We start from the raw sequence: 14,204 nt of genomic DNA on the forward strand, positions 1-14,204 counted from the left end.
AAAGTATCGTATCGAATTTGAGTGTGATACAATACTAACGATTCTATGAAATTATGGAGGGAAGCCAATGGCTACAAAACGGGATTATTACGAAGTCCTTGGGGTACAAAAAGGGGCTTCGGATGATGAAATCAAAAAGGCATACCGCAAGCTTTCCAAACAATACCATCCGGATATTAACAAAGAGGCCGATGCTGAAGAAAAGTTTAAAGAAATTTCAGAAGCTTATGAGATTCTGAGCGACCCGCAGAAGCGTGCTGCTTACGATCAATATGGACATGCTGGAACAGATCCAAACTTTGGAGCTGGCGGAGCAGGTGGATTCGGTGGCGCTGGTGGTTTTGGCGGAGCAGGTGGATTTGGATTTGAAGATATTTTTGAATCGTTCTTCGGTGGAGGCGGTTCTCGTCAAGCCGATCCTAAAGCGCCGAGACAAGGTGCTGACCTTCAATACTCAATTAATTTGGAATTTGAAGAAGCGATTTTTGGTGTAGAAAAAGATATCAAATACAATCGTGAAGAGACATGTCATACTTGTCACGGAAATGGTGCAAAACCTGGAACCCAACCAGAAGTGTGTCATAAGTGTCATGGTTCGGGTTCAATTAATGTAGAACATCAAACACCTCTAGGTCGTGTAATGAGCCGACAAACCTGTGATGTTTGTCATGGAACAGGGAAAGAAATTAAAGACCCTTGTCCAACTTGTCATGGATCTGGACATGAAAAACGTCCGCATACTGTTAAGGTAAAAGTTCCAGCTGGTGTGGAAGATGGACAACAAATGCGTTTAGCGGATCAAGGCGAAGCTGGGATTAATGGAGGGCCTTATGGAGACCTCTATGTAGTCTTTAAAGTAAAACAAAGTGACATCTTTGATCGTGATGGTGCTGAAATTTATTATACGTTGCCTTTGAGTTTTGTACAGGCGGCTTTAGGTGATGAAATTAATGTACCAACAGTTCACGGTGACGTGAAACTAAAAGTCCCTGCTGGAACACAAACAGGTGCTAAGTTTAGACTTCGTGGAAAAGGAGCACCAAGACTTCGAGGGAACACGAATGGTGACCAACAAGTAACGGTTAAAATCATTACTCCTAAGAATTTGAACGATAAACAGCGAGAGGCCTTACGAGCGTTTGCAGAAGCTGGCGGTCAAACAGTTAGCGAACAAAAAGAAGAGGGTTTCTTTGGTAAGGTGAAAGATGCCTTTGGTGGAAAGAAATAAACTGAATAAACTTAGAGGTTCAATCAATTCGCTATTGATTGAACCTCTTTTTTCTTTTACTATTATTAATAAGAGAATAAGTGTTGAAGGAGGTTTGTATGGACAAGCTGGACAAGTTATTTGACCGAATGACGAGAGACATGATGCATTATTTTATTGCTGGAGGACTTGCTGAACCGGATGGACTTGTTCGCACGATAGAATTTTTTTTGAGCTTTGTTGATAAGGGAAAGCTTAGTGATAAACTGCTGGATGAGGAAATCGTCAAAGATGCATTAATTCACCACATGCCTAAACATATGCCGCTATTTATCGACGAAAGCTTTTATGCTTATCAAATCTTACTTGATCTTTACAGTGCCTTATTTCATGAAAAAATTATTACCGAAGAAGAATGCAAAGATATGCAGTATTTTCTTTATCTTAACAAAACGGCTTTTTTGACCCGTATGAGCAATCCGAATTATTGGTCAAAAACTAAATTGGCAATTATGGACGAGTGGCGTGAGGGGAATTTTGAAGTAGAAGATCCCTACAATGTTGAGCATTATGACCTCAAAGAACCAGTAAAGAAACATAAGCCAGATAATATTTTAAAATTTCCAGCTCAAAATAAAACTGCCGAAAAGCAAACATTAAACTACGTGATTCGTGTAGATTTAAAGGGATTCAAACCGCCGATTTGGCGAAGACTTCAGATTCCTGCAAAACTATCTTATCAACAATTGCATCGGATTTTACAAGTTGCTTTTGGCTGGGAAGACAGTCATCTCCACAGCTTTTTTGTTGATCGAACGATAATGGTTGGCCCCAATGAACTAGAGATGATACAGTTTGATGAAGCAAAACGTACGATCGATATGGATTTTCATGAAGGTGTCAAGCTTGAATATATCTATGACTTCGGCTGTGATTGGGCCCATCAAATTGTGGTAGAGAAAGAGATTGATCAATCTTCGCCGCAGTTTAATCATGCAGTCTGTTTGAAAGCAAGAGGGGAAACGCCACTTGAAGATTCTCGTGGTGAAGACCTATGGAAACCCTATGATATAACAAGAATAAATAAACAACTGAAGAAAGAATAATTTTTTTGATTGTCCTATTTCCAGGAGTCTAGATATATCCATCTAGACTCTTTTTCTTTTTTTGTTTTCAATATCCAAATTTGAGGTTGATTGAGAAAAAATATTTTTTTTATTCAAAATAAACCTCAGTTGTTTACTATTTGAAAGGGGAATAGGTAATTCAACAAGCAACTGTTTATAATCTAGTCGGTAGTCTATTATCTGTGCTTTCTTTCTTAGCTCATGACGACAAGCGTGATCCTGAGGTACGCCTAACTGTAGTAGCAAATTCTGAGCAATCTTTAATTCATCTTTTGCTACAATATTTCCCAAATCAGTATGAATCACGATACCATCTGGATTGGTGGGCGCCGTTTGTAAATATTTGGCTTTAAGATTCGGCAAAAATGCCTGCCTTTGATTGGAAATAAGAATCTGTCCAATCAAAGTTGTTGGAATTTGAATGATGGATAGTCCGCCGCTATAAGTTGAAGCTACGTATCCACTAAGCTGACAAAGTGCTTCGTCACCTAATCCGATTATTCCATCTGCTTCAGTCATGTTTTGCTCTGTCAGAAAGTCATAAACTAGATTTGCAGTATCGGAGGTATAAATCACTTCGTTTAAAATACATGAATGAACGTCAAAACCAAAAATGGTTAAGTATTGGAGAATTTCTGAGCCATAAGTATCGAATGCTTTCTGGTCGCATAGGAGTACAATTTTTTTATTTGTCCATAAAGAAGCAGTGTAACTACCGATTGATTGAATAGCGTCTGGTTTCATCATAATTTTTGATCCATTGTTCATAATAATTCCTCCAATATTGGTTTTTGACGAGCAATGCAAAAAGAAAAGCTCATTATAGATTTGAAAATCTACAATGAGCTTCTTGAAAAAAATAAAAAGCCACAATAGATTTTCATCTATGCGGCAATAAGTCAGCGTTAAAAGCATTAGCCATCATAGATACAAACAAGGACGTCTGTATCCATGAAAAATGAATACAAACTTATCTAAAATAGCTAAAGTAAAAATTATTCAGTTGTGCAGAAAGTAATTGAGTCATAATAAACGCCCCAAACTGATTTAATTTATGTTGTGACTTATTCTAGACAGATTGTTCGGGCTTGTCAAGACAAAAAAGCAACTTCATTTACGAAGTTGCTAATCTCTGAGAATAAAACGGCGCAAACCGCGATATTTTTTTTCTTCCTGAACAGGTGCGTTATCAGTAATAAGTAACGCTATCATCACGTATCCAATCCAACTATCTCGCGAATATAAGACATATTCTGGCAACCATTTATTCGCATACTTATCTTTATATTCCTTTAAGCCGCCAAAAGAATAAAAACGAGAACCAAAATTGTAAACTAAGTAAGCGATTCGCTCTTGAGTAAAACTTTTTCTTGAGGTTCCCACATTGGCCAAAGGCGCCATTCCCAGGTCGAAATATTCGATCCCCATTTCATCACGCATATATTGAAATAAATTGATGAAAAGAAAATCCATGGTTCCTCCGGGAGCTTTTTCAGGGCTGTGACGCATCAAATCAATGGTTCCGATATTCTTGGTATAAGTCGGCATAAAGTTCGCGAAAGCGACAATTTCTTGCTCAGTGTTTTTAATTACTGCGATTGGCGCACGTTGTAAGTAATCTTCTGAAAAGAATCCGAGAGAAAAGCCCTTTTCCTTTCGTCCATTTAACCATTCATCTGAGACGGATCGTAACTGTTTGATTATTTCATTTGTGAAAGGAGGATGGATCACATCGAATTGATAGCCTTCTTTAATAACTTTGTTGAAACTTGAGCGCTGTCCCTTCATTTTCTTTCCACTTAAAGTAAAGTCTGGTAAATAAACATGTGCTCGCTCGCCGAATTTGATAAAATCATAGCCAAACTCATGAAGGATCATAACCATCTCTTCGCTATTTTCATAAAAAACCGGCAAGTAGTTATAACGATCTACTTCATTGATCAGAGCTTCAGTAGCAGCTTCGAAATCGCTTGTTTTTCCAGAGGGATCTCCCATTATTAAGATTTTGTTGTTAAAAGTTGATAGCTGGAAGAAAACAGTATCTTCCTCGCCATTATTGTAATAAAACACTTTTTTATCTTTAAGAAAAACGAGTTGACTATCTGGATTTCCACCGTAGGTTTCCAAAATATGTTGGACCCGTTGTTCATCTAATGGTTCGCCAATTTGTCTTCGTTTGTTTTTTAAAAAACGAATCAGTAACAAAATAATGAAGGCGACAATTAAAATTGCAACAAAGCCTACACCCCATATTCGTTCACTAGGAAATAGGAAGAATTCCGGCAACCGATGACGATGATGGATTTTAGGGCTGTTGTAAACACCGATAATGATGTATAAAATCGTTAACCCGCCCATGATGATGCCATCAATCGTTATCCATTCGGCAGAATAAACCAGTTGTTCTCTAAATAGCTCATTCTTAGAGAAAATAACAAATAACAAAAGCAAGGCGAGAAAAATACCAGTTGAAATACGAAATCCAGCTAATAACGAGTAAAGAAAGGTTAACGTAACAATTATAATCGTAGGAATATACGCACGCTTAACTCGTGCTGAAATTCCTCTACCTAAAACAATTAATAAAAAGCCCAATAAAATTGCTGGGAAAACGACGATTACCCGAGAGTGGATCGGATTTAATCGTTGCAGAAAAGGCAATCGAATGAATGCTTCGGGAATCGTAGCCGATAGAACTAACATAATTCCTGTGAAATAAAGAAGAAAACCTTCCAGTTTATGTGCCAATTCTTTTAGTAAACTAACAGGAATGCCTTTGTATCGCGTATTGATTGTTGTGCCTAAGTTTTTGAAAAATAATATTAACCCAATCGCAAAAGGTACTAAGTAGTAGAATAACCGAAATAATAAAAGCCAAGCAAAGACAGTTTCTCTTGGAGTGCCTAGAGCAGAAAGGCCGATGATCATCATTAAATCAAAGCTGCCGAGTTCTCCAGGGATCATAGAGACAATTCCAATTACTGTAGCAGCAATAAACAAAGGGACAACATCACGAATACTAACTTCTATGCCCATTAAGAGACCTGTAGAAATAAAACTGACGAGGACACCAGTCCATTCTAAAAAGGATGTCCCGATCAATTCTAAACGATGGGAGTTCTTCAGATCCCCTAAATATTCTCCTTTACCAAAAATACTAAGACAGAAGACAATTGGGAAATATAATCCGCCCCCGATCAACCAAATCCAATATTGACGCAAATATTGATTGTGATCATCAAACATAACAAGGAAAAAAGAGAGCAAGGCATAGATAGACAATCCAGACATAGTAAAAACTAAAATTTTGGACAGAGCCTGTACTACTTTTTTTCCTGAAGTTTTTTTGCCATAAAATTCAGATCGCAAGCCAGCGCTAACAAAACCACCAAAACCTGCAATATTGTTTAAGGTATTCACCAACCAACTTGTTTCAAAAACATAAAGTTTTTTTGGTTTTTGTCCTAAAATATTATTCAAGGTAAAATCATAGCCGATCATCGGAATGACTGAAACTAAACCAATCAGTGCCATGAATAGGATATTCCAAGGACTGATTGTGCTAAAGATAGTCGATAGTCGAGAAAAAGAAATGTTCTTCACGATGTTTGATAATTCGAATATGACAATAATAATGACTGAAATTAAAAAAATTAATTTTAGCTTGCTTAAATGTGCTTTGAACCATTCTGCTAAAGTTTTCACCAAATTACTCCTTTTCAATTAAAAATTGTAAGACTTCTTGGTTGAAGCGTTTTGGATTTCTGCGGGCAAACATATGACCTTGTCCTGAGACGATGGCGAAATTTGCATTAGGGATTGAACGAGCAAGATACATTGAGTGCTGTGTCTTAATGGAGTCATGCTTTCCAACTATTACTAACGTTGGAGCTACGATCTGGTTTAAATCTTCCGTTGACAATCCAATATCACGAAAAAGCAACCGCAATATTGGAAGGAAATTCCGCATCCCAGTATCAACAAATGCGCCAACCCAAACAATAGCATACTGCACATAGCTAAGAAGATGAGGGATCATCCGAACGCCATTCGGAGTAGTATTGCCTGCATTTAAAACCAAATGATTAACCTTATTAGGATAAAGCCGTGCAAAAACCATAGCTAAATTAGCGCCATCACTAAACCCTAATAAATCTGCGTGTTCAATATTTTCTTGCTTCATGATAGTAGCTAAATCTTCTGCCATCAATTGAAAGCTTGTTTCTTTCTGTGTGTTGGTCGAACGTCCATGTCCGCGGCTGTCAACGACATACACATTAAAATGTTTGCTGAAACTATTTAACTGTTTCGAAAAGTATCTACCGCTTCCACCATTACCATGCAGCAAAAACAGTGCTGGGCCTTGCCCATATTTTTCATAATAAATTTCTGTTCCATCACTCATTTGAGCGATTTTTTTTTCATTTTTCACAACATCACCTACCAAGATTAAGTATACCGATTTTTTCGACTCTTGCACATTAATTTAATTGTAAGACCAAACGAAATCTTTAGAATGATTAATTAAATATAAAGCTGTGAAATTATGCTTTTAAAAGTTAAGTAAATTCTTGTAGTATGGATAAAGAAAAAAGAAGATAGTTGGGCAGATTTTATGTTGAAAATAATTGGAAAATTTTTAAAAATAATTATTACGCTTGCAATCTTGCTAACGGTTATAATAGGCGGGATTTTTGCAGTTCGTACATATAAGAATACTAAAACAGTGAATAGTTATCGAAACCAGGTACAGACGTTGGCTGATCAGGAAGGTGTCGGGGAATATACCGATGTTATTTTAGCTATTATGTATACGGAGTCAAAAGGAAAAGGTACGGACTTAATGCAAAGCTCTGAGAGTGCTTATGGCAGCCGCGGTAAGATTATCAGTCAACAAGAAAGTATTGAGAGTGGTGTTAAGCATTTTGCCGAGAGCTATAAACAGACTAAAGCAGCTGGTTGTGATCTTGAAACTGCTATTCAAGCATATAACTTTGGCACAAAGTATATTCAATACGTGCAAGATCATGGAGGAAAAAATAGTGTAGAGTTAGCAGAAGAATACTCCCGCGATATTTTGTCACCAGGCTATGGAAATGATCAGCAACATACTTATCGTTATATGCAGATGCAGTCAGTTTTATACAACGGTGGTTATTTATACCAAAATGGCGGCAATATGTTTTATGCTGAAATTGTCCAAATGAACAAGCGGTTCATTACATTATTTCAAAGGTTTCAAAATGGTTAAAATAATGAGCAGAAAGCTTGTAATAATAAAGAAATATGCTAAAATGGTAGACGTATAAGTTTGTCAAAAAAAATCGCGCTGATCGGAAGATGAATTGGGGCGATTTTTTACGGCTGTTATCATATTTTTTTGGGAATTGGGGTGAGAGTTTTGGTGCAGAGAATTCCCCAACAAGTTATTGATGAGGTTCGTGAAAAAACAAATATTGTTGAAGTTATCGGACAATATGTCCAGTTGAAAAAATCTGGTAAAAATTATTTAGGATTGTGTCCATTTCACGAAGAGAAGACCCCATCGTTTTCAGTTGCAGAAGACAAGCAGATTTTTCATTGTTTTGGTTGTGGAAAGGGAGGCAATGTCTATACATTTTTACAAGAGCTAGAGGGGATTAGTTTTCCAGAAGCGGTAAAAAAGGTTGCTGATATAGAGCAAATTCCTTTAGCTATCGAAATCTCCAGTGAGCCTATCAGTCAAACTTCAACGGGACAGCAGCAATTAATCGCTTTGCATGAGCGGACGCGTGATTTGTATCATCATCTCTTAGTGAACACAAAAGTTGGAGAAACGGCATTAGAGTATCTTCACGAACGTGGATTAAGCGATGAATTGATCAATGAATTTAAAATTGGTTTTGCTCCTAATCAGAGAGAATTTTTAGTTCAGGTAGCTAAGCAAGATAAAGTGACTGCTGATTTAATGGAACGTAGCGGGTTATTTATTCGACGTGAAGATGGCAGCTTTAGTGATCGATTTTACCATCGAGTCATGTTTCCCTTGAATGATTTTCGTGGAAAGCCAATTGGGTTTTCGGGTCGTTTACTAAAAACAGAAGATTTTCCTGGCGATGATCAACCAAAATATTTGAATTCGCCTGAGACTGAGTTATTCAACAAGCGACAGGTTCTTTTCAATTTTGACAAAGCACGGAATGAAATACGGAAACAAGGCGAAGCAATTTTGTTTGAAGGCTTTATGGATGTATTGGCTGCATGGCAGGCAGATATTAAGATTGGCTTAGCTTCGATGGGAACTAGTTTGACAGAGCAGCAAATAGCAGCGATTGAACGGATTACCGGTCAAGTCGTAATTGCTTATGACGGTGATGATCCTGGACAAGCTGCTACTGATCGTGCACTGACTATTTTAGATGCACACAGTCGACTAAACCTGGTCACTGTTACGGTTCCTGAAAAACTTGATCCTGACGAATATTTGCGAAAATACGGTGTAACTGAATTGCAGAATTTATTGCAGCACGGTCGTCAAACACCTTTTGCATTCAAAATGCAGTATCGTAAAAAAGGATTGAATCTGGAGAACGAAGCAGACCGTCTAGGCTATATAGAGGTCGTAATGCAAGATTTGGCAAAAGTACAATCGCCAGTTGAGCAGGACTTGTACTTAGGCCAATTAGCAAATGAGTTTCATTTAACAAGGGAAAGTTTGAAACAGCAGTTGCAGATGGTTCGTCAAACACAACGAACAGAAAGACGTCAACAACAATCGACATTTTCACAAGTACCTATCCAACCAATTAAAAAAGTACTAACTAAAGAGGAAAAAGCGGAACGAATGCTACTATATCGTAGTATGAATGAGCGTTCGATCCGAGAGCAATTGGTTCAAACAGATTTTCAATTCATTCATGATCAGTATCAAGAATTGCTTCTTTACTTAGATAGTTATATGATGGTTCATGGAAATTTTGTTTTAGCGGACTTCCTGAACTATTTAAAGGAGAATGAGATGAAGCAGTTAGCCATCGACATCTCTATGATATCCATGTCAGAAGATAGTAATGAACGAGAAATCTATGATTTGATGCAGGTTATCTCTAAGTCTGGCATTGCTGAAGAAATAAAACAACGACAAAAAGAGCAGCTCGAAGCCAGAAAAAACGGAAACCAGCAGCGGGAATTGGAATTGACCGTTCAGATTATTGAATTGACGAAACGCTTGAAACAAGCCTAGAAGTGAAAGGGGCATTTATTTTATGGCAGATGTAAAAAACAAAAAAGAGTATGAAAAAGCTGTAGCGGCCTTCATCAAGGAAAAGAAACCAATGGGACAGGTTGTTTATGATGAGCTTACCAATCGTTTGGCGACTCCTTATGAATTAGGCGCAGATGCAATGGATGAGTTGATCCAAAAAGTCGAGGATGCGGGTGTCAGTGTCGTCGATGAAAATGGTGAACCTTCTAAAGCTAGTTTGAAACAAAATGAAGAAACTGCGAAAGCCGCACAAAAAGAAGATTTATCGGCCCCAACTGGCGTTAAGATCAATGACCCAGTTCGTATGTATTTAAAAGAAATCGGACGAGTTTCATTACTAACTGCTGAAGAAGAAGTGGAACTCGCTTTGCTTATTGAACAAGGTGATCAAGAAGCTAAACAACGTTTAGCTGAAGCAAACTTGCGTCTAGTTGTAAGTATCGCAAAGCGTTATGTTGGACGCGGCATGCAATTCTTGGATTTGATTCAAGAAGGAAACATGGGTTTGATGAAAGCTGTTGAAAAATTTGATTATCGTAAAGGATTCAAGTTTTCAACCTATGCAACATGGTGGATCCGTCAAGCAATCACTCGCGCCATCGCTGACCAAGCAAGGACGATTCGAATTCCAGTTCATATGGTCGAGACTATTAATAAATTGATTCGCGTACAACGTCAATTACTACAAGATTTAGGACGCGAACCAACACCAGAGGAAATTGGTGCTGAAATGGACTTGCCGACAGAAAAAGTTCGTGAGATTTTGAAGATTGCTCAAGAGCCCGTTTCTTTGGAAACGCCAATTGGTGAAGAGGACGATTCGCATTTAGGTGATTTCATTGAGGATCAAGAAGCGACGAGTCCTGCTGAACATGCTGCATCAGAAATGTTGAAAGAACAATTGGAAGATGTACTAGATACGTTGACTGATCGTGAAGAGAATGTTCTGCGCTTACGTTTTGGTTTAGATGATGGAAGAACCCGGACTTTGGAAGAGGTCGGCCGTGTTTTTGGTGTAACTCGTGAACGAATTCGTCAAATCGAGGCGAAGGCTTTACGTAAATTACGTCATCCTTCACGCTCTAAACAATTGAAAGACTTTTTAGAATAATTTCAGACGCACTCCTCAAGTATTACTTGAGGAGTATTTTATTTGCAATACCATGGTAGTTGCACGAAATCCAAGTTATCAAGAAATCGGATGTTAATAAAGATAGGCGATCCAAACGAGCGTTGAAATTTATTATTTTTGATTAATTCACTCGAAAATTGCTTGGAACATCCCTAAACATATGATAGATTAAAGCATATGATTGAAAAAAGGAGCCGATTTCATTGCAAAAATGCCCTAACTGTGGTTTTGAACCAGTCGAAGGATGCACGACTTGTCCGAAGTGTGGCTTTTCATTACAGTTAAACGATCAAGAAGAAATTAAAGACAGTAATAATGACAAAAATGATACGATAGAATGGTCAGAACTTGCTGATATGCCGATTGAATCTGTGCAAAAAATGTTTAAGGATAACGAGGATAAAATGAAAGAAGAAAATTCAAAAAATAACTCTGAAGAAATTCCTGAGATGAATCCGATTTTGGCACAATATATTCGTGAACATAAGGATGACCAAGACAAAATAGAAGACACTGAGACTGAAAATACTGAGAAGGTAAATGAGACGGAATCTGATGATGTGGAGACAAACACAAAAACAGAAAACGATTCAATACCTGATAACGAGAGTGAAGAGGTTGATATATCAAAAAATGCTGATGAACCTGTCATTCAAGATTCAGCGGATGAATCTTCTGAAGTGAATGACGAATCTGAAGAAACTGAGACGTTGCCGGTTAGTGAGGATGCCATTTCAGAGGATTCGATCAACTCGAACGATGGCTATGAAGTATCAGATATAACTCAAGAGAATGATTCTAATAATGAAGGAATTATTCCGCCAGATAATGTTTCGTCTGTTAGTGAACCCCCTAAAAAGAACCGTAAAAGTCTTTACATTACTTTAGCTGCGATAGCAGTTTTAGGCATTGGTGGCGGTTACTATTACTACCATGAAAAAGAAGTTGAAGCTCAGCGTATTGCGACTGTGAAAAAAGAAAATGAAGCTTTGGATTCAATTGGCGAGAGCATATCAAGTTATTATACAGATGACAAGCAAGTTTTTCTTGCGAACGACAAAGTAGCTCTCAATACTAGTAAAATTGATGAAGAGTTATCTCGCTATAAAGAAAACAAACGATATGATGAAACCAAAAAAGTGTATGATCAGCTTGTGGCAAAGCAAAAAGCTGAACAATCAGTCAATCAATTGTTTACAAGTGCTGCGATTAACGGAGATAAAATTGTAGACAATCCTTTATTAAAAACGGCTGAACCAGTTGATTTATCTATCAGCACAGGTGATAAAGAGTTTGATGAATTAATGAATCAAGCTATAAATAAAGCCAAAGATCAGTACACGAAAATTGAAAGTGCGAAAAAAGCGACGGATGGATTACTAAAAGACGGCAATGTGATTGAAACTGTAAATCGTGATCAATACAATGCAGCAAATAATGCTATCAAAGCGGTGGCAAATCAAGAATTAGTTCAAACACAAAAAGATGAACTAACTAAAGTGGATCAAGCGTTGAAAGAAAAAGAGAAAAAAGCCGCTGAAGAAAAAGCGGCAGCAGAAAAAGCTGCTCGAGAAAAAGAGGAACAAGAAAGAGCAGCACAAGAAGCACAGAAGACGATTTTAACGGATAGTAGTCAAGCAGGAGATACCAGCAGTGATGCTTATGCGTGGGCTCCGGGTGTCAAAGAAAAAGTCATTCAAACCTGTATCTCTCGCGGTTACATCGTAGAAGGCGGGTATAGTTTAGAACCAGTAAAAATTGAAAACGGCGAAGGGTATTACAACTTATATGCCACTTCAAATCGAGCATCGTTAACACAAGGATATACCAGCTCTGACTTGCCCATGTACTTAGTGACAATTAATTGCAAAACAGGATGGTTTAAAGGTGACGGGCCAAATTAGATGAAGATTTAGAGGCTGGGGAGACACTGTCTTCCCAGCTTTAATAATGATATAAGACATTTTTTGCGAGGAGTAATAAATATGAACGAACTATTAGGACAAGTTTTTACCGGATTAATCATTGATGAGAATGAGAAAAAATATCTGGTACAAAAAAATGGTGTAACTTTCCAGCTTTTAAAGGAGGAAGGCACCCATGAAATCGGCGAAACAATTGAAGGATTCGGTTATATAAACCAGAGTAAAGAAGCCATTTTCACAACTCAGATTCCACAGGTTAGAATTGGCCATTACGCTTTTGGTGAGGTAACAGACGTCCGTCGTGATTTAGGTGTATTTGTAAATATTGGCTTAGCAGATAAAGATATGGTAGTTTCTCTAGATGAAATGCCAAGTATGAAAGAATTGTGGCCGAAAAAAGGTGATCGCTTGATGATTAGCTTACGGGTTGACGAAAAAAATCGGATGTGGGGCGTATTAGCTGACGAAACTATTTTTCACTCTTTAAGTCGTTCTGGGAATGCTGAGATGCAAAACGAAAATAAAAAAGGAACGGTTTATCGATTAAAGGTAGCTGGTTCTTATCTTATTACTGAGGATTTCTATATTGGTTTTGTTCATCCATCTGAGCGGTATCAAGAACCACGTTTAGGTGAGGTAGTGGAGGCACGGGTTATCGGTGTGAGACCAGATGGTGTCTTAAATATGTCTTTAAAGCCTCGTAGCTATGAAATGATCAATGATGATGCCGCAATGATTTTAACGATGTTGCAAAGAAACTCGGATCATAAATTACCTTTTTGGGACAAATCTGCTCCAGAAGAAATCAAAGAAGCTTTTGGCATAAGTAAGGGACAATTCAAACGTGCGATTGGCCATTTGTTAAAGGAAAAACTGATTGAACAAAAAGATGGCGAAATTCATTTAAAAAGCTAATTGAGAATGTCCTTGCATAAATAAAGGCGATAAACTATAATAATTCTAAGAAAAACAGTAGTAGCATAGCTGCTTGTTTATAATAATTATAAATTAGATAGAGGAGGGTTCTCTTGAACGCTATCCTGGCTTTACAGAAAACAAAAAAACAACTTCATGATTCTGGATTCAAGTTAACACCTCAGCGTGAAGCGACCGTTCTCGTTTTATTGGAAAATGAAAAGGATCATTTATCTGCCGAAGAAATTTATTTTTTGGTCAAAAAAAAGAGTCCAGAAATTGGTTTGGCGACAGTTTATCGTACATTGGAAATTTTAACAGAACTGCACATCGTTAATAAAATTAGTTTTGATGACGGATTGGCTCGGTATGACCTTCGAAAAGAGGGAGCGGAGCATTTTCATCATCACCTATTATGCCTTGAATGTGGCAATATAGAGGAGATAGAGGAGGATCTTTTGGGAGATGTGGAACGCGTAGTAGAATCCCGTTACCATTTTCTTGTTAAAGATCATCGTTTGACTTTTCATGGTATTTGCCAAAGCTGTCAGGAAAAGAAGGACGCATAGACATTTTAGTGAAAATGGATTAAGTTATAATTAATTTATATAGTCCCTTGCAAAGATACGTGCTATCATTTCAAGGGACTTTTTGT

Annotated in this window: 11 protein-coding genes; 8 read left to right on the forward strand and 3 right to left on the reverse strand. The window is 37.6% G+C overall.

Annotated elements, in window-relative coordinates; translation table 11 throughout:
* The first annotated feature begins 67 nt into the window (after positions 1-67).
* Positions 68-1,228 carry a molecular chaperone DnaJ gene (gene dnaJ, locus RV13_RS11290; RefSeq protein WP_010744599.1) on the forward strand — a complete coding sequence of 387 codons (1,161 nt, stop codon included), beginning with the start codon at positions 68-70 and terminating at the stop codon, positions 1,226-1,228.
* A gap of 98 nt (positions 1,229-1,326) precedes the next feature.
* Positions 1,327-2,313, forward strand: coding sequence for a plasmid pRiA4b ORF-3 family protein (locus tag RV13_RS11295; protein WP_010744600.1), 987 nt, complete (start codon positions 1,327-1,329; stop codon positions 2,311-2,313).
* A gap of 42 nt (positions 2,314-2,355) precedes the next feature.
* Here RV13_RS11295 and RV13_RS11300 read toward each other — a convergent pair whose 3' ends face one another.
* The 3 genes from RV13_RS11300 to RV13_RS11310 form a co-directional block, all read right to left on the reverse strand.
* Positions 2,356-3,102 carry a hypothetical protein gene (locus RV13_RS11300; protein WP_010744601.1) on the reverse strand — a complete coding sequence of 249 codons (747 nt, stop codon included), beginning with the start codon at positions 3,100-3,102 and terminating at the stop codon, positions 2,356-2,358.
* 357 nt (positions 3,103-3,459) lie between these two features.
* On the reverse strand, positions 3,460-6,039 hold the full coding sequence (mprF, locus tag RV13_RS11305; protein ID WP_010744602.1) for a bifunctional lysylphosphatidylglycerol flippase/synthetase MprF: 2,580 nt from the start codon (positions 6,037-6,039) through the stop codon (positions 3,460-3,462).
* 4 nt (positions 6,040-6,043) lie between these two features.
* A complete protein-coding gene (locus RV13_RS11310) occupies positions 6,044-6,766 on the reverse strand; it encodes an alpha/beta fold hydrolase (protein WP_010744603.1) in 723 nt (240 codons plus the stop codon).
* 183 nt (positions 6,767-6,949) lie between these two features.
* On the opposite strand from RV13_RS11310, the gene RV13_RS11315 reads away from it, so the two are divergent.
* The 6 genes from RV13_RS11315 to fur all read left to right on the forward strand — a co-directional run bounded on the left by RV13_RS11315 (position 6,950) and on the right by fur (position 14,118).
* On the forward strand, positions 6,950-7,585 hold the full coding sequence (locus RV13_RS11315) for a lysozyme family protein (RefSeq protein WP_010744604.1): 636 nt from the start codon (positions 6,950-6,952) through the stop codon (positions 7,583-7,585).
* A gap of 150 nt (positions 7,586-7,735) precedes the next feature.
* Positions 7,736-9,556: a DNA primase gene (gene dnaG / locus RV13_RS11320; RefSeq protein ID WP_035016492.1), complete on the forward strand. Its 1,821-nt coding sequence runs from the start codon at positions 7,736-7,738 to the stop codon at positions 9,554-9,556.
* A 22-nt stretch (positions 9,557-9,578) separates the two neighbouring features.
* Positions 9,579-10,688, forward strand: coding sequence for an RNA polymerase sigma factor RpoD (gene rpoD / locus RV13_RS11325; RefSeq protein WP_010744606.1), 1,110 nt, complete (start codon positions 9,579-9,581; stop codon positions 10,686-10,688).
* 224 nt (positions 10,689-10,912) lie between these two features.
* The gene (locus RV13_RS11330; RefSeq protein WP_060789299.1) at positions 10,913-12,613 is read left to right on the forward strand and encodes a cell division site-positioning protein MapZ family protein; all 1,701 of its coding nucleotides are present in this window, start codon (positions 10,913-10,915) and stop codon (positions 12,611-12,613) included.
* An 81-nt stretch (positions 12,614-12,694) separates the two neighbouring features.
* On the forward strand, positions 12,695-13,549 hold the full coding sequence (locus RV13_RS11335) for a CvfB family protein (RefSeq protein WP_010744608.1): 855 nt from the start codon (positions 12,695-12,697) through the stop codon (positions 13,547-13,549).
* 113 nt (positions 13,550-13,662) lie between these two features.
* Positions 13,663-14,118, forward strand: coding sequence for a ferric iron uptake transcriptional regulator (gene fur / locus RV13_RS11340; protein WP_010744609.1), 456 nt, complete (start codon positions 13,663-13,665; stop codon positions 14,116-14,118).
* The last annotated feature ends 86 nt before the right edge of the window (positions 14,119-14,204 follow it).

The sequence above is a fragment of the Enterococcus raffinosus genome (genome assembly GCF_001886185.1).
In the GTDB taxonomy this organism is placed as follows: domain Bacteria; phylum Bacillota; class Bacilli; order Lactobacillales; family Enterococcaceae; genus Enterococcus_A; species Enterococcus_A raffinosus.